15 protein-coding genes are annotated in these 15,202 nt (G+C 62.5%); 4 read left to right on the forward strand and 11 right to left on the reverse strand.

What is annotated here, in order from left to right; translation table 11 throughout:
* Position 1 precedes the first annotated feature (1 nt).
* The gene (locus RPG13_RS11530; RefSeq protein WP_245493038.1) at positions 2–853 is read right to left on the reverse strand and encodes a uracil-DNA glycosylase; all 852 of its coding nucleotides are present in this window, start codon (positions 851–853) and stop codon (positions 2–4) included.
* Between the two features lie 225 nt (positions 854–1,078).
* On the opposite strand from RPG13_RS11530, the gene RPG13_RS11535 reads away from it, so the two are divergent.
* The gene (locus RPG13_RS11535) at positions 1,079–1,756 is read left to right on the forward strand and encodes a TetR family transcriptional regulator C-terminal domain-containing protein (protein WP_095483696.1); all 678 of its coding nucleotides are present in this window, start codon (positions 1,079–1,081) and stop codon (positions 1,754–1,756) included.
* Between the two features lie 74 nt (positions 1,757–1,830).
* Here the strand turns inward: RPG13_RS11535 and RPG13_RS11540 are convergent, their stop codons facing one another.
* Both RPG13_RS11540 and RPG13_RS11545 read right to left on the reverse strand, forming a co-directional pair.
* Positions 1,831–2,727: an arginase family protein gene (locus tag RPG13_RS11540; protein WP_337125048.1), complete on the reverse strand. Its 897-nt coding sequence runs from the start codon at positions 2,725–2,727 to the stop codon at positions 1,831–1,833.
* Positions 2,728–3,110: 383 nt separating this feature from the next.
* Positions 3,111–4,049, reverse strand: a complete 939-nt coding sequence (locus tag RPG13_RS11545) for a LysR family transcriptional regulator (RefSeq protein ID WP_337125049.1) — start codon at positions 4,047–4,049, stop codon at positions 3,111–3,113.
* Between the two features lie 83 nt (positions 4,050–4,132).
* On the opposite strand from RPG13_RS11545, the gene RPG13_RS11550 reads away from it, so the two are divergent.
* A complete protein-coding gene (locus tag RPG13_RS11550) occupies positions 4,133–4,612 on the forward strand; it encodes a cupin domain-containing protein (RefSeq protein ID WP_164897808.1) in 480 nt (159 codons plus the stop codon).
* Between the two features lie 29 nt (positions 4,613–4,641).
* Here RPG13_RS11550 and RPG13_RS11555 read toward each other — a convergent pair whose 3' ends face one another.
* The 8 genes from RPG13_RS11555 to RPG13_RS11590 all read right to left on the reverse strand — a co-directional run bounded on the left by RPG13_RS11555 (position 4,642) and on the right by RPG13_RS11590 (position 13,429).
* On the reverse strand, positions 4,642–5,718 hold the full coding sequence (locus RPG13_RS11555) for an ABC transporter ATP-binding protein (protein ID WP_337125050.1): 1,077 nt from the start codon (positions 5,716–5,718) through the stop codon (positions 4,642–4,644).
* Positions 5,715–6,515: an ABC transporter permease gene (locus RPG13_RS11560; RefSeq protein ID WP_095483699.1), complete on the reverse strand. Its 801-nt coding sequence runs from the start codon at positions 6,513–6,515 to the stop codon at positions 5,715–5,717. Before RPG13_RS11560 ends, RPG13_RS11555 begins: the two co-directional genes overlap by 4 nt.
* Before the next feature lies 1 nt (position 6,516).
* Positions 6,517–7,377: an ABC transporter permease gene (locus RPG13_RS11565; protein ID WP_095483700.1), complete on the reverse strand. Its 861-nt coding sequence runs from the start codon at positions 7,375–7,377 to the stop codon at positions 6,517–6,519.
* A 69-nt stretch (positions 7,378–7,446) separates the two neighbouring features.
* Complete coding sequence (locus RPG13_RS11570; RefSeq protein ID WP_095483701.1) at positions 7,447–8,451, reverse strand: ABC transporter substrate-binding protein; 1,005 nt, start codon at positions 8,449–8,451, stop codon at positions 7,447–7,449.
* A gap of 68 nt (positions 8,452–8,519) precedes the next feature.
* A complete protein-coding gene (locus tag RPG13_RS11575; RefSeq protein WP_095483702.1) occupies positions 8,520–9,995 on the reverse strand; it encodes an aldehyde dehydrogenase in 1,476 nt (491 codons plus the stop codon).
* The gene (locus tag RPG13_RS11580; protein ID WP_127289420.1) at positions 9,992–11,044 is read right to left on the reverse strand and encodes an LLM class flavin-dependent oxidoreductase; all 1,053 of its coding nucleotides are present in this window, start codon (positions 11,042–11,044) and stop codon (positions 9,992–9,994) included. The genes RPG13_RS11575 and RPG13_RS11580 overlap by 4 nt, the downstream gene beginning before the upstream one ends.
* Positions 11,041–12,849: an alpha/beta fold hydrolase gene (locus RPG13_RS11585; protein WP_337125051.1), complete on the reverse strand. Its 1,809-nt coding sequence runs from the start codon at positions 12,847–12,849 to the stop codon at positions 11,041–11,043. Before RPG13_RS11585 ends, RPG13_RS11580 begins: the two co-directional genes overlap by 4 nt.
* Complete coding sequence (locus RPG13_RS11590) at positions 12,842–13,429, reverse strand: amino acid synthesis family protein (RefSeq protein ID WP_337125052.1); 588 nt, start codon at positions 13,427–13,429, stop codon at positions 12,842–12,844. The genes RPG13_RS11585 and RPG13_RS11590 overlap by 8 nt, the downstream gene beginning before the upstream one ends.
* A 147-nt stretch (positions 13,430–13,576) precedes the next feature.
* Between RPG13_RS11590 and RPG13_RS11595 the strand changes: the two genes are divergently transcribed.
* Together RPG13_RS11595 and RPG13_RS11600 are read left to right on the forward strand one after the other, a co-directional pair.
* Positions 13,577–14,248, forward strand: a complete 672-nt coding sequence (locus RPG13_RS11595; RefSeq protein ID WP_095483705.1) for a GntR family transcriptional regulator — start codon at positions 13,577–13,579, stop codon at positions 14,246–14,248.
* Positions 14,249–14,496: 248 nt separating this feature from the next.
* On the forward strand, positions 14,497–15,084 hold the full coding sequence (locus RPG13_RS11600) for a sulfocyanin-like copper-binding protein (RefSeq protein ID WP_245461590.1): 588 nt from the start codon (positions 14,497–14,499) through the stop codon (positions 15,082–15,084).
* The last annotated feature ends 118 nt before the right edge of the window (positions 15,085–15,202 follow it).

Raw genomic sequence — 15,202 nt, forward strand, 5'->3', positions numbered from 1 at the left:
GTCACCACGCGATGGGACGAGAGCCCATCTCCTCCAGGTAGCGGTTGCAAAGAATGAATGGATTGGGTCTGGAAAGGACGGCTTCGGCGCGGGCGGGATGATCGCGCAGAACGCAGCGAAGATGCCCGCCCGCGTTCTCGTCGATTCCCGCTTCTGCCAGTGCTTCCGCGGCGGCGTCGCCGAACCCGAGGAATACCAGCGGCTTTTCCCGCGAGGCAAGGGCGCGCAAGGTTTCCACGATCAGCGGACGCCAGAGCCGGAGATGGCCCTTGGACTGATGCGGATCCACATCCACCTTGAAGCGAGTGAGCGTCAGCGAGGCATTCAGTAGGAGAACGCCTTTCGAGACCCAGCGGTCCGCGATATCGGACGGCTGCTCGATGTCGGCTGCACCGCTCTTCATGGCTGCAAGTGTCTTCGGCCAATCATCGAAGCTGCGGGCATAGGACAGGTCACCGGTGCGCGCTGCCAGGATCATCTGCATGTAGGCACGGATGCTCTTTGAAAACATCTTGTCGAGCTCGTGCCATCCCGCCAGATTTCCAGCTTCAAATGCCCGTCCGGTGGCAAACCCGGGTTCGGGGTAGGGGTCCTGGCCCAGAACGACACAGTGAACCTCATCCGGGGCGATTCCGTCGAAAGCTCTCAGGCAATGCGCGCCCGCAGGCATTCCCGGAAAGTGCTTGCCGCGACGGACGGGAAAGATCGGTTCCCAGACCTCGAGCTCTAGTTCGGCCGCGATCCCGTCAATATCCGGCCCCGCATGCCTGATCAGTGCACGCCAGGGTCCGTTCAGATCGGCGGACCAATCTGAAAGGAATTCCTCCATGGCGGTCTTTAGCAACATTGCCATTCGCACCCTCTCCAAGGTGGTCGACTGCGGCAGCTCCTTCAGGAACCTGACCGTTTTGTCAGCTTTTCATGAAAAAACTTGACCAGATTGTCAACTTCTTTTTTAGTGGTGCTTCGATTCTCGAGGCCTCATACAATCCGGTTGAAAGGTCTCTGAGCAAAAACGAACTGTTGACCCGGGTGATCATCCAGGCGCAAAAAATCAATGAAAATAACGGAATAACCAATGGCAGAAGAACTGAACGCGCCCCGTGCTTCCGCTGAAAAAGGGCACCCGTCGCAAGCCGCGTCGGATGAGCCGATCAGAGCGAGGAACGTGCTCAAGATCCTGACAGCGGCTGTCGAGATCTTCTCGCGGAAGGGCCTTGATGGTGCCCGCATCGTTGAGATCGCGAAGGCCTCAGGGCTGCCGAAGGGCAATGTCTACTATTACTTCTCGTCGAAAGAGGAGATCTACAACGCCGCCATCGATCGCCTCATCCATAGTTGGGACGACGCGTTTCGGCATATATCGGCCGATCGTGAGCCCGGCGAGGCAATCGAGGCTTACATTCGAGCGAAGCTGGACCATGCCCGGGAGAATGCCGCAGAGACGCGCCTTTTCGCAAACGAGATACTGCAGGGAGCTGTACATCTCTCGACCGAGGCTCGCGATCACATGCGAACCGTCACGTCCGAGAAGGCCCGGGTGATCGATATTTGGGCCATGGCCGGAAAGATCGAGAAAGTCGACGCGCGCCATCTGTTTATTCTGTTGTGGTCCGCGACGCAGTTTTATGCCGAGTTCGAGGCTCTCGCCTGCGATGCGCTACATGTCAGCCAGCTAAAGGTGGCTGACTACAATTTGGCTGCGAAGACGATCACGGAGACGGTCTTGCGGGGGCTCCTTACCCGTCCATCGTGATGGACAATACGGCAGGGAGTCCGACCTCTGCGGCGACTGATGAGTTGGCAGCTCATCGGGGCAGCCCGGCCCCCTTAAGCGGGCGCGGAAGTGCCGAGAGCTACGGCCAGGACATCAACAAGGCCACGGCCGGCGCTGCCGTCGACGTCGAGGCGCGGATTGTAGATGGCGACCTCGAGCCCGACCGCCTTGCCGCTTGCCAGGATGATCCGGAGCGCTGCCGATAGCTCGTCCCACGACAGCCCGCCCGGTACGCGGAAATCGACCGCCGGCATGATCGCATCGTCGAGACAATCGGCGTCTAAATGGATGAAGAAGCCGTCGAGCTCAGGCCGCGTCAGGTGGCCAACGGCCGCCCGGGCGGCGGCTTCGACGCCCAGGTGGCGGATGGCATGGAGATCGTAGGCCATGAGCTCCGCCGGCAAAGGCTGGCTGCCGAATTCGGCCTGGTCCTCGTGGTCGCGAAAAGCGAAGGCGACAGCGTCCTCGGAGCGCACCAACGGGCGGCGACCCTCCAGGTCGGTCAGCAGCGCCGGCCCGTAGCCGGTGACGAAGGCCAGGTCCATGGACGCGCCTTCGCCGTTGGGCTCGGCCTCGGGCTGGAAGAAATCGGCGTGGCCGTCGATAAAGAGCAGGCCGCAGCGACCGCGCCGGCGCAGCGCGAGCATCGGGCCCAGCACGATCGTACAGTCGCCGCCCAGCACCACCGGGAATTCCCCTGCGTCCAGCACCTCCTCCACCGCGTTGGCGAGCTTGGGCGACCACGCCGCGATCGCGTTGGCATTGAGCGTCAGGGTGGCAGGGTCGGGCTTCGGGTCTTTCGGCGGGACGGCCAGCCGCCCGGCACGGCGCGCATGGATGCGGTCGGCGAGGCCCAGTTCCAGCAGCCGACCGGGCAAGTCCTCCACGCCGTCGGTCGCCAGACCCAGCGCGGACGGCGCTTCAAGAATGGCATAGGGGCGGGTAGGCATCAGATGCTCCCAGGTCTCGCAAGTGAGAACCGGCGCAGCGCCGGCGGTCTCTGCCACTGAACGCTGCGCGCCCAACGCAGCCTCGGTACGCAAGATCCCAAATTGCTCTTCAGGCCGCCACGCTCTTCGACCAGCACCGCTGACGGTATTTTTCTCGTCAATTCGATCGCGCTGTTTTTCGCCGGAAGTCGCACCACTCGGCGAATTGATACCGAAAGTGGGCAAAACCGAGGAAATTTCAACCCGCCCAAGTCCCTTTTGAAGTCAAGATCGCAAGTTTTCTGACCGGTATGGAGACTGTTCCTGACTGCGTTCTGAGAGAAAGTTGCGAGGCTGGATCAATGGGTGTCGTAGCTCAAAACGATCCAAAACGGGCGCTCTTCTCAAAGGCCTTCATCCCAATACGGCATGCGCCCAATGCATCGCGCAAGGTGGTCGACGAAGGCGCGGACCTTCATCGACATGAGCCTGTTGCTGGGATAGACGGCATAAATCGTGCTGGCTGGAGGCTCCCAGGCGTCAAGCACGCGTCGCAGCGCGCCAGTACGCAGCGGCTCCGCTACCGCCCAAGTGGGCAGTAGGGCGATGCCGATGCCACCGAGCGCCGCAACGCGCAGCATCTCCGCATTATTGCTGCGAAAGCCGCCGCCCACAGCCACCCGCACCTCGCCTCGTTTGCCGGCAAGGCGCCATTCATCGCCCCAAGGCAGGAGGCTGGTGCAGAGGCAGTTGTGCTTGGCAAGGTCGCCCGGCTCGCGCGGCGCTCCACGCTCCGTGAGATAAGCGGGCGCAGCACAGGCGACGAGCCGGGATGGCGCGAGCTTGCGCACGACAAGCGGCGAATCCTCGATCACGCCGATGCGGATCGCCAGATCGAGCCCCTCATCGACCAGACTCACATGCGTCGGGCTCAAAGCAATATCGACGGAAAGTTCCGGATAGCGCCTCAGGAACTCGGGGACGGCCGGCGCCACATGCATCCAGCCGAAGCTGTCGGGCGCCGAAATGCGAAGGGTGCCGCGCGGCTCGCGCTGCAGCGCGCTCGCCGCCTGTTCCGCAGCTTCAGCTTCGGCGAGAATCCGCGCACAGTGGCGGTAATAGGCTGCGCCCGCTTCGGTCATCGAGAGTCGACGCGTGGTGCGGTTGAGCAGGCGAATGCCCAGGCGCTCCTCAAGCCGCTGCACATGGGCGCTAACAGCGGATTTGGAGATTTTGAGATGCCGTGCCGCCGCTGAGAAGCTGCCGCTATCAACGACACGAGCGAACGCAGCGATTCCATCGAGCGGATCCATCGTCGGATTGTCCTGAAATCCGGACAGCATGTCCATACAATTCCGGCTAATCGACGGGCGAGAACGGACCTATGTCTCTTGGTGAGCCACCTGAGCCACAAAGGAGATCGACGATGGATGCCAAAGTTACAGCAGCCGAACCGTTCGTTCGCGAACCGGCGGCCGGATCGACGCTCAACGTTCTGGGCATCACCCATATCTACAAAGCCACCGGCGCTGAGACTGCGGGGTCCTTCTCGCTCTGGGAGTCCGTGGTTCCACCGGGCGCGGGAACGCCACCGCACACCCATGCCCGTGAGGATGAAGCCTTCTACGCGCTGAGCGGCGAACTCGTCATCGAATTCGAGGGCGAATCCGCGCCCCATCGCATTGTGCCCGGCGGCTTCTTCTTCGGCCCACGCGGCCGGCGCCATGCCATCCGCAATGTCGGCGACAAGCCGGCTCGCGTGCTCGTCCTTTGCGCGCCGAGTTGCGGCCTTGATCAGATGTTTGGCGAATTGGACGCCGCGACCGCCGCCGGCATGCCGGAAATGGCAAAGCTCATGGCCATCGCCGCCAAATACGGCGTCACCATCGAGCCGCCGGCTGCCTGAGATCTCGTTCCAGACCGCCAGCGCGCCCGTCAGGCGGGAAACAGAAATGCGGCGGCGGGATCGAAAAAAATCTGTCTGCTCGAGGCGAAGCCTTCATGTGCTTCTGCCATGTCGGATGTCGGCCTGACGTCGATCTCCTGGCCGGCGGCCGTGCGCGCGATGACGCGCCGCCGCTCGCCGAAGAAGGCGGTGTCGATGAATTCGACCGCAAGCCCGGCAGTGGCCGGGCCGGGCCTCAGCCGAAACGCTTCCGGCCGCACCATCAGCCGGGTCTTCTGGCCATGGCTGAAGTCCTGATCGATCCTGACGCCGGAGACGACCGAGCCATCGGCCAGGCGGATCGTGGCGGAGCCGTTGACGGTTTCAAGATGCTCAGCCGGCAGGAAATTGGAATTTCCGATGAAGCTGGCCACGAATTCGCTCGCAGGTCTCAGATAGAGGTCCTCACCGGTGCCGATCTGCTCGATGCGCCCGTCCCGAAACAGGGCGATGCGATCCGAAAGATGCAGGGCCTCGTCCTGATCGTGGGTGACGTAAAGGATCGTTACACCGGTTTCGCGGTGGATACGTCGTATCTCGGCCTGGATTTCCTCGCGCAGCTTCTTGTCGAGCGCCGAGAGCGGCTCGTCCATCAGAAGGATCGGCGGATCGTAGGCCAGCGCCCGGGCAAGCGCCACGCGCTGCTGCTGTCCGCCGGAAAGCGCGCCAGGATATCGGCCGCCGAAACTCTCGAGCCGGACCAACGACAGCATCTCGGCGACTTTTCGGTTCACCTCGGCGTCCGGCCGGCGGCGCACGCGCAACGGAAAGGCAACGTTCTCGGCGACGGTGAGATGCTGAAACAGCGTGTAGCGCTGGAACACCATGCCGATATTGCGCTTGTGCGACGGCACCGACAGCAGCGACCTGCCTTCGAGAAGAACGTCGCCGGATGTCGGCTGCTGAAAGCCGGCGACCGCGTAGAGCGTCGTCGATTTGCCGGAGCCGGAAGGGCCGAGGAAGGTCAGGAACTCGCCCTTGGGTATATCGATCGTGACATCGTGCACGGCGACGAAGCTGCCGAATGTCTTGCGCAGGTGGCGAATGGAGAGAAACGGTTCGGTCATTTCGACAGTTTCCGCCGAATGAGTGCGGTTACGATCATCAGGCTCAAGGTCAGAAGTACCAGAAGGCTGGAGGCGGCGGCGATGACCGGGCTGAGATCCTGGCGCAGGCTGCCCCAGATCTTGACCGGCAAGGTCTGCAAGGTGGGGCTGGCCATGAAGATCGCGACCACCACCTCGTCCCACGAGGCGAGGAAGGCAAAGATCGCCGCCGAAAAAATCCCGATCTTGATCGCCGGCAAGGTGACCCGGAGTTTTGCCTCGAATGGGCTTGCGCCGCAGACGATCGCCGCATCCTCGATGGATTTGTCAAAACCTTCGAGTGCCGCGGTGATGGGAATGATGGCGAAGGGGAGTGCCAGGACTGTGTGTGCGATGACGAAGCCTGCCGTGGTGCCGCCGAGCCCGATCCGCAGGAAGAATGCATAGATGGCGATGGCGAAGACCACGACCGGCAGCACCATTGGCGTCAGCAGCAGGCCGCGAAGCGTGTTGCGCCCGCGAAACTGTCCCCTGACCAGGGCGAAAGAAGCCAGGAGCCCGATGACGACGGCAAGAATCGCGACCATGGTGGCAATGCGCGCGCTGGTCAGCGCTGCTTCGAGCCAGGCCGGATCGGCGAACAGCTCCGCATACCATTTCAGCGTCCAGCCGGGCGGCGGAAAAGCCAGCCACCGCGACGATCCGAACGACAAAAGCACGATGAAGACCACCGGCAGCAGCAGAAACGCGGCAACCAGGCCGGTGAAACCCAGAAGTGCTGCGCGCAGCCAGCCCAGCCGGTCGTAGTCGAGCAGCATCTCAGATGCCTCCTGTCATGCGCTTGGCGCCGACGAGGCGCAGTTGCAGCGCGTAGAGGGCCATGGTCACCAAAAGCAGGATGAAAGCCGCCGCGCTTCCGAGCCCCCAGTTGAGCAAGGACTGGATCATCTGGGCGATCATTGCGGCGAGCATCATGTTGGAGGTGCCGCCGAGCAGCGTCGGCGTCACGAAATAGCCGAGCGACATGACGAAAACCATCAGGCCGCCTGCAGCGATTCCGGGAAGCGACAATGGCAGCAGGATGCGGCGGAAGGCGTTGAAGGGGCTCGCACCGCACAGGGCGGCGGCGCGCAGCGTCATCGGATCAATGGCGCGCAGGGTTCCGACCAGTGGCAGTATCATGAAGGGCAGCATGATGTAGACCATGCCGATGGTGACGCCGGTCAGGTTGTTGATCAGCGGCAGCGGCTCGCTGATCAGGCCAATATCCATCAGCGTCCGGTTGATGACGCCGGTGCGTTGAAGCAGCACCATCCAGGCATAGGTGCGGGTGAGCAGATTGGTCCACATCGACAGGATGATGATGCCGAAGACGATCGAGCCGAGGGCAGGCGGCATGATCGCCAGCATCCAGGCGACCGGAAACGCCACGATCACGGTGACGGCGGTGACGACGGTGGCGACCAGAAAGGTGTTGAAGAAGACCCGCGCATAAGTGCCGTCGCCAAACAGGATGGCGTAGTTCTGCAGGCCCGGTACGGGCTCGGTCACGCTGCGCAACAGCAACGCGACGACCGGCACCACGAAGAACAGGGTGATGAGGGTCAGCGCCGGCAAGGCGCCGCCGACGCCGTCTGGCCTTCGGAGGATTGGCTGTCGATGAAGCAAATTGCCCGACATGGCGATGATCCCGGCAGCTCAGGCGGGACGCCTAGCGGCGCCCCGCCGGTTCATGGGTGAGGGCGGCGGCTATTTGGCCTGCCAGGCGTACCAACGCTCCGCGATCGCGTCGCGGTTTTCAGCCCAGTAGTTCATGTCGAGGTTGATCTGCCCGTCGACATAGGCGTCCGGCAACGACTTGACGACGTCGGCCGGCATTTCGGCCTTGGCTGCCGTGTTGATCGGCGCGTAGCCGCTTGCTTCAGCAAACATTGCCTGGCTTTTCGCGCTTGTCGCTGTGGCCAGGAATTTCATCGCGCTAGCCTTGTTCTTCGAGCCCTTGGGGATGACGAGCACGTCGGCGGCAGTCATGTTCTGTTTCCAGGATGCCCCTACATCGGCGCCGTCCTGCTGGAGGGCGAAGACACGCCCGTTCCAGAGTTGCCCGAAGGCTGCCTCACCGGAGGCGATCAGCTGTTGCGACTGCGCGCCGCTGTCCCACCAGACGATTTCCGACTTGATCGTATCGAGTTTCTTGAACGCCCGGTCGAGGTCGAGCGGATAGAGCTTGTCTGCCGGCACGCCGTCGGCCAGCAATGCGATCTCGATGACGCCTGGCGCCGACCATTTATAGAACGTGCGCTTGCCGGGAAATTTCGTCAGGTCGAACATGTCGGCCCAGCTGGTTGGCTCGCCCGACACCGCCCCTTTGTTCCAGGCAAGAACGAAGGAATAGTAGAAGCTGCCGACCGCATGCTCGGTGGTGAAGCGAGGATCGAGATCGGCTTTCGGCACGACATTGAAATCGATCGGCTCCAGCAGGCCATCCTTAGCCGCCTTGATGGCGAAATCCATTTCGACATCGACGACATCCCAGGCGACGCTGCCGCCTTCCACCATGGCCTTCAGCTTGCCGTAGTCCGTCGGGCCGTCCTGCAGGACCTTGATGCCGGAATTGGCTTCGAACGGAGCAGCCCAGGATTTGGTCTGCGCCTCCTGGGTGGTTCCGCCCCAGCTGGTGAACACCATTTCATCGGCCCGTGCGGCGGTGGTTGCCAAGAGTCCGGCCAAAATGCCGGTCAAAATCAGTTTCATGTCATTCTCCTCTGTTGGTTGTTTTTGGTTTCTTGTTGTTATGAAATTGCGCGATCGCGGCGCTGCCCTCATCGCATGACGAACGGATCCGGGATCGGCTCGTCGGATATCCGTATCCAGACGGATTTCGAGCGCGTGTAATCGCGGATGGCGTCGAGCCCGCCCTCACGGCCGAGCCCCGACTGACCGTATCCGCCGAACGGCACGAGCGGCGAAACGGCGCGGTATGTGTTGACCCAGACGACACCGGCATGGATGTCGCGCGCCATGCGGTGCGCCTTGGCGAGATTGGTGGTGAACACGCCCGAGGCCAGGCCGAACGGCGTATCGTTGGCAAGCGCCAGGGCTTCGGCTTCCGTGTCGAAGGTGAGAACGCTGAGCACCGGACCGAACAATTCCTCCCGCACGCAGGGCAGCGCTGTATCCTCGGTGTCGATCATGGTCGGTGCGTAGTAGAAGCCGCGCGGATGCTCGTCGGGCCGTTTTCCGCCGGTGATCAACGTCCCACCACTGGCGAGGCTCTCGGCAACGATCCTCTCGATCCATTCCCGCTGACGTAGTGTTGCCAGTGGTCCCATTTCGGTGGCCGGATCCTGCGGATCACCGATTTTGATGGCCTCGGCCTTGTGCTTCAGCCTGTCGAGGAACTCGGCCTTTATCGAACGCTCGACCAGCAGCCGCGAGCCGGCGACACAGCTTTGTCCAGACGCCGCGAAAATCCCGGCCACGACCGCGTTTGCCGCACTGTCCAGGTCTGCGTCGGCGAAAACGACAACCGGGCTTTTCCCGCCCAGCTCCAGCGTCGTGTAGGCGAGATTTTCCGCCGTGTTGCGGATAATCGCGCGAGCGGTCGAAGGTCCGCCGGTGAAGGCGACGCGTGAAACCAGCGGATGACTTGTCAGGCGCTGGCCGCAATCGTGCCCGAACCCGGCCAGTATGTTGACGCTTCCGGCGGGAAATCCGGCCTCGTGAACGAGTTCGGCGAAGGCCAGCAACGGCGCTGGGCCGTCTTCCGAGGCTTTCAAGACGACCGTGCAGCCGGCCGCCAGTGCCGGACCGAGCTTGACGGCCGAAAGGAAGAGCTGCGAATTCCACGGCACGACGGCAGCGACGACGCCGATCGGCTCGCGCCTGATGGTGACGTCCATATCGGCCTTGTCGATAGGCAGATGCGAGCCTTCATGCTTGTCGGCAAGCCCGCCATAGTAGCGGTAATAGTCGCCGACATAGGCGATCTGGGCGCGGGTCTCGCGGATGATCTTGCCGGTGTCGCGCGTTTCCAGTTCAGCCAGGCGGCCGGCATTGGCGACGACCAGGTCGCCGAGGCGCACCAGCAGCTTGCCTCGCGCCGTCGCCGTCAGCGATGCCCACGCGGCGGAGTGCAAAGTCCGGTGCGCCGCTTCGACGGCGCGGTCGACATCGGCTTCGGTTGCAGCGGGCATCGTCGCCCAGGGCGCTCCGGTGGACGGATCGATGCTTTCGAAGGTGGCCGTCGGCGTATCGAACGCTCCATCTATGAAGTTGCTGAATGCCACGAGGGTCATTGCGGCCTCCCATGCCCGAACGCCGGCATCACCTTGTCGACAAACAGCTGCAGCGACTTCTTCTTGCGTTCGTGCGGTAGGCCGCTGTCGATCCAGATCGAATATTGGTCGTAGCCGAGCGCCTCGTATGCCTTCAGCCGGGCGATCACCTCTTCGGCTTCGCCGATAACCAGGTTCTGTCGCATTTTGTCGGGCGCGTATTGCGGCATGGCCGCGATCTCGTCGCCGGTGAGCGCTTCCAATATGCCTTGGCGAACAGGCTTCTTGTTCTGGAACCACGCGCCGAACTGGCAGTAGAACAGCGACAGGTCCTTCGTCAGCTGCTCTGCATCGGCGGCGTCTTCGGCAACGAATGTGTGCATCAGCAGCATGATCTCGGGGCGGGCGATGTCTGGATGCGCCGCGCACGCCGCGTTGAAGCGCTCCATCAGGCTGGTTACCTCATCATCGCCCGAGGCGAGCGGCGTCACCTGGACGTTGCAGCCGTTGGACACGGCGAAGTCGTGCGAGTTCGGATCGCGCGCCGCCACCCAGATCGGCGGGTGCGGTTTTTGCACCGGCTTGGGCGACGAGGTGGTCGAGGGAAACGACCAGAACTCCCCGGACATCTCGAAGTCGCCCTTCCAGAGGCCCTTGATAGCGGGGATGATCTCGCGCATGCGCTGGCCCGCGCCCCAGGCATCGAGCCCCGGGAACAGGCGCTGGTATTCGTAGCTGTAGGCGCCGCGCGCGATGCCGATGTCGAGCCGGCCAGCCGTGACGACATCGGTCATTGCTGCCTCGCCGGCGAGCTTGATCGGATGCCAGAACGGCGCGATGACCGTTCCTGTCCCGAGCCGGATGCGCTTCGTCCTGGCGCCAAGATAGGCGATGTTGATGAACGGGTTTGGCGAGATGGTGAACTCCATGCCGTGGTGCTCGCCGATCCAGGCCGTCTCGAAGCCTGCCGCCTCGGCCATCAGGACCAGTTCCTCAAGCTCGTCGATGAGCTCGGCATGCGGCTTTGCCGGGTCCGAGCGTTCCATATGGACGAAGAGCGAGAACTTCATACCTGTTGACCCGGATTAGAAGTGTTCATGGATACCGGCTTGGCGAGCGGACGGACTTCACCTTCGACCTCATTGCCGACATAGACTCCAAACGCATCCTCCCGACATTCAAGAACATAGCGGGCGAGCATAGAGCGCACAGCAGCGTCGGCGATGTTCAGTCCGGCAATCCTGTCGATGTCGACGAGCCGGACCTGGCGATCGCTGGAGTGGGGCGCGTCCACCGTGCCGCGGTAGTAGACATGCGTTCGCGATGGGTTTGCGGCGTCGTCCCAGACCGCAAACAGGAATCCGAGATGAGCCTCGATGGCTTTCGCAGCGAGGCATCCCTTGAGGCTTCGCGTGTCGCCGGGCGTTCCGAGCCCTCGGCCCGCCGGCAGTTCGAAAAAGCCGTCGACGGTTTCGAAGAACAGCACGCGGCCTTCATCTTCGAGGATGGCGCCGACTTCCATGTCCGGAGGCGCGGCCGCCAGCGCTTCCTGGCTGAGACCGGGCGAGACATACGCCCCACGGCAATAGCCGAGGGGCTGCGATGAATTGTGGGAGAATTCGCGAACGCGGCCGATGAGGATCGAATGGTCGCCGGCGTCGACCAACTGCTCCATGTCACAGTCAAACGTAGCCACCGATCCAGCGAGCAGCGGGCTGCCGGTCGGGCCGAAGCGCCACTCGACAGCCGAGAACTTGTCCTGCGATTTAGAAGCGAAGACGCCGGACGCGGCTCGCTGTTCCTCCGAGAGCACGTTGACGGCAAAGCACTTCGAGGTCGAAAACACCGGATGGCCCAGCGCTTTCTTGGCGATGCAGACCAGCACAAGCGGCGGATCGAGCGAAACGGATGTAAACGAATTGGCGGTGAAGCCTCGAGGCTCTCCTTCCGGCCCGATCGCGGTGACGATGGTAACGCCGGTCAGGAAGGAACCGAGCGCCCGCCTGAATTCGCCCGCGTCGAAGGCTGTGTCCATCGCCGGTCGCGCCGGTGTGCTTGCGCCGTCGTTGCTCTCGAGAAAATCGACAATGCGCCGTGTGACCATGTCAGGCGAGGCTACGGCCATCATATGTCTTTCGCCCTCCAGAACGGCGCAGCGACCGCGCGGCGCGAGGCGGGCCATCGCCGCCGACATCGCAGGCGAGGAATTCCTGTCCTGCGAGCCGGTCATGAACAGAGTCGGCATCGCTAGACCGGAAAGACGATCGCCATGCGCCGCATCCGCATGGGCGAAAAGTCGATATGTGCGCGCATAGCCTTCCGGGTTGACGCTCTGCAGTGCCGCGCGCGTTGTCCTCGCCGCCTCGGCCAGGCTGTCGGGGACGGGGTTGCCGAACCAGCGCGCGATCGTTGCGTCCGTCCCTGACGGGTTTTCCGCGCCATTCAATTCGGCGGCGCGCTCGCGCACTGCCTGCGCAAGGTCCGCCGGGCGGCGAAAGACCGCGTTGAGCGACACCATGCGGCGGACCCGTTCTGGTGCGTTGAGAGCGATTTCCTGCCCGACCAGCGCCCCCATTGAATGGCCAACGATCGAGACGGCATCCAGGCCAAGGTGATCAAGAAGCCGGATTGCCTGTCCTGCATAGTCGGCAAGGCTGGCGTCCTCGGGCGGTAGCGGCGACCGGCCATGCCCCAGCATGTCGATCGCGATCACATCCCATCTGTCCCGCATCAGCTCGATCTGGGGCCCCCAGATCGCCGCGTTCATACCGACGCCGTGGATGAGGAGGACCGGCGCGCCGGATCCGGCCCGGATGAAGCCGGTGCCGTCAGGCGCCGTTTCGCGATGCCAGGCAGGCTCCGTCAGCTCAGCCATGCAGGTCGCCGACCTCCTTGAGATCCTGGTAGCGGTCGCCGATGCGATGATGCGGTCGTCCGCCGATCGAGGCGCCAAGCGCTACCACCAGCTCGTCCGGCGCCGGCGCGTCGCCGATCTGGAAATGCACAGTCAGGTAGTGCGAACGTCGGCCTTCATCGTGCTTGTCCATGAGTGGGATCATGATCGGCGTGTTCGGCCCGCCACGCAGGTTGGTGAAGGCGAGATAGGTCTTGGCGCCGACGGCACGCCGATAGTAGTTGCCGAAATGCAGCGTGTGGATGAGCGCCGAGGCATGCTCGATCTCGCCCGACGTGCCGCAGATTGCGGCCTTGCCGTAGCCTTCGATTGCTTCGCCAGATGCCGCAACTGCGAGGATTTCATGGGTGAGCATCTCTCCCAAAACCGGCGCATAGGCGCGGATCTCGGGAGAAAGGTCCTCAGTGAAACCGCGCCCGGCCCAAGGATTGTCGAGCACCGCCGCCACGCCGATCAGGCGCAGCGGCCGGGGGGCCACCTTGCCGCCTTCAATCAGCGTGTTCTCGACATAGGTGACGATCTTTCGGATGGCCGGCTTCATCGAATCCTCGGTGGTCGTTCGGCCGAGGCATCCGGAAAAGCTCCCTTCCGCCACGGTCATCTTATGGTATACCATACTATTGAAGACCAAATCCCTTGTCAACGGATCGTCGAATCTGTTTGTTTGCAGATGCTGGGAGTAGATGAATTGGCCGACGACACACTGAGGATCGAACGATCTACCAAGACGCTGAGAACGCTGGCGCTGGAGCGCATGCGCGACGCGATCATGGGGTTTCACTTCCAGCCCGGCGAACGGCTGGTCGAGCGGCCGCTTTGCGACCAGCTCGGCGTCAGTCGCTCGGTGGTGCGCGAAGTTCTGCGGCAGTTGGAGACTGAGGGCCTTGTTCAGATGATACCAGGCCACGGACCCGCGGTGGCCAGGCCGGATCTCAGCCGCACCGATGAGATTTATGAACTCCGCGCTTTGATGGAGGGCATCGCGGCGCGCGCCTGCGCGCTGACGGCGACTGAGGACCAGATCGCCGCGCTTGAGCGCGCATTCGATGTGCTGCTCACGGCGTGGGCCTCAGCCAATCCGATCGAGGTGATGCGGGCGACGACAAAATTCTATGAAGTGCTTTTCGATGCCGCCGACAAGCGCATCGCCTGGGAGATCGTCCAGGGTCTGAACGTCCGCATCAACCAGCTGCGCTCCATGACAATCGCTTCGGTGGACCGCCGCGATGCCGCAATTGCCGAAATGACCGACATCATGAACGCCATCAAGTCGCGCAACGGCGATGACGCCGAAGCCGCGGCCCGGCGACATGTGGAGCAGGCGTGGCGAATTGCGCAACAGACCCTTCGCAACAGCTGAAGCAGAAACTTCACATTACGGAATCGCCCGTCGCTCTCGCACTGACGCACTGCAGGCAATTCCAACGCGCATCCCGATGATATAGCAGCAATGGCGTTGTTTCTGACGGCTGACGATAGCGCACTCTGGGTTTGCTGGTGTGGATGCCATTTCAAGCGTATTCTCTTCCTTAGGGAACAAGCCAGGTCGACTTCGATTGGCGGTCGCTTGCGCTCGGCCGCCCCGCTCGGGAGGAGCCTCTGATTGCGATGGCGCGCTTTGCTCACCTCGCCCTTCTCGCCGTTGCCTTGGGATTTTTGCCTGGAATTGCACTGGCTGGGGAGCCTTTCGTCCCGAGCTGGATCAAGAACGATCCTGCAGCCGAGACAGTGGCCATAGAGATTGTTGCCGATTGGAACCAAGTCGAGCGGTATCGCAGGGACAACATCCGGACCGACATTATCGACTTCAACGGTTACTGGGGCGGCAATCTTACCATCGTCGTGCCAGCAGAATGGTCGGTAAAGATCGAGTTCATCAATGGCTCCTCGTCTTTCCGGCACAGCCTGATGCTGACCAGGGTCTACGCTCAGTCAGAGATGCCCGTGAAGTTGACGGCCGAGGATGCGATCTGGGGGGTGTACACCGATCCGCCAGAGGGGATTAAAATCAATGAGAGGAGGCAACTCAACTTTGTTGCGCAGCAGGCCGGGAGCTATTTCCTCGCCTGCGGGAGGCAAACGCATCTGATGGACGGACATTGGATCGGTTTCGAGGTGAGAGACAGCATCGAGCAGGCCGTGGCAATCATAGACGAAAACAAATTTCCGCAGGAGCAGCCCCCAGGACGGCCTTAGGGGCTACGCGAGCAAGCCAGCGCCATGGCTTGGTCGTGGAGATCAATGCAAACCCAGGGCGGCTTACCGGAAATTCGAAAGTCTGGCGTGCCCGAGCAGCTGCCTTTGCTCGCCTAGC

Origin of the sequence: Mesorhizobium sp. ISC15 (assembly GCF_037162615.1) — a bacterium.
In the GTDB taxonomy this organism is placed as follows: Bacteria; Pseudomonadota; Alphaproteobacteria; order Rhizobiales; family Rhizobiaceae; genus Mesorhizobium; species Mesorhizobium mediterraneum.

Excerpts from the sequence above, each read along its gene's own strand:
- RPG13_RS11530 (WP_245493038.1), bottom strand. The coding sequence starts at position 853 with ATGGCAATGTTGCTAAAGACCGCCATGGAGGAATTCCTTTCAGATTGG.
- RPG13_RS11535 (WP_095483696.1), top strand. The coding sequence starts at position 1,079 with ATGGCAGAAGAACTGAACGCGCCCCGTGCTTCCGCTGAAAAAGGGCAC.
- RPG13_RS11540 (WP_337125048.1), bottom strand. The coding sequence starts at position 2,727 with ATGCCTACCCGCCCCTATGCCATTCTTGAAGCGCCGTCCGCGCTGGGT.
- RPG13_RS11545 (WP_337125049.1), bottom strand. The coding sequence starts at position 4,049 with ATGCTGTCCGGATTTCAGGACAATCCGACGATGGATCCGCTCGATGGA.
- RPG13_RS11550 (WP_164897808.1), top strand. The coding sequence starts at position 4,133 with ATGGATGCCAAAGTTACAGCAGCCGAACCGTTCGTTCGCGAACCGGCG.
- RPG13_RS11555 (WP_337125050.1), bottom strand. The coding sequence starts at position 5,718 with ATGACCGAACCGTTTCTCTCCATTCGCCACCTGCGCAAGACATTCGGC.
- RPG13_RS11560 (WP_095483699.1), bottom strand. The coding sequence starts at position 6,515 with ATGCTGCTCGACTACGACCGGCTGGGCTGGCTGCGCGCAGCACTTCTG.
- RPG13_RS11565 (WP_095483700.1), bottom strand. The coding sequence starts at position 7,377 with ATGTCGGGCAATTTGCTTCATCGACAGCCAATCCTCCGAAGGCCAGAC.
- RPG13_RS11570 (WP_095483701.1), bottom strand. The coding sequence starts at position 8,451 with ATGAAACTGATTTTGACCGGCATTTTGGCCGGACTCTTGGCAACCACC.
- RPG13_RS11575 (WP_095483702.1), bottom strand. The coding sequence starts at position 9,995 with ATGACCCTCGTGGCATTCAGCAACTTCATAGATGGAGCGTTCGATACG.
- RPG13_RS11580 (WP_127289420.1), bottom strand. The coding sequence starts at position 11,044 with ATGAAGTTCTCGCTCTTCGTCCATATGGAACGCTCGGACCCGGCAAAG.
- RPG13_RS11585 (WP_337125051.1), bottom strand. The coding sequence starts at position 12,849 with ATGGCTGAGCTGACGGAGCCTGCCTGGCATCGCGAAACGGCGCCTGAC.
- RPG13_RS11590 (WP_337125052.1), bottom strand. The coding sequence starts at position 13,429 with ATGAAGCCGGCCATCCGAAAGATCGTCACCTATGTCGAGAACACGCTG.
- RPG13_RS11600 (WP_245461590.1), top strand. The coding sequence starts at position 14,497 with ATGGCGCGCTTTGCTCACCTCGCCCTTCTCGCCGTTGCCTTGGGATTT.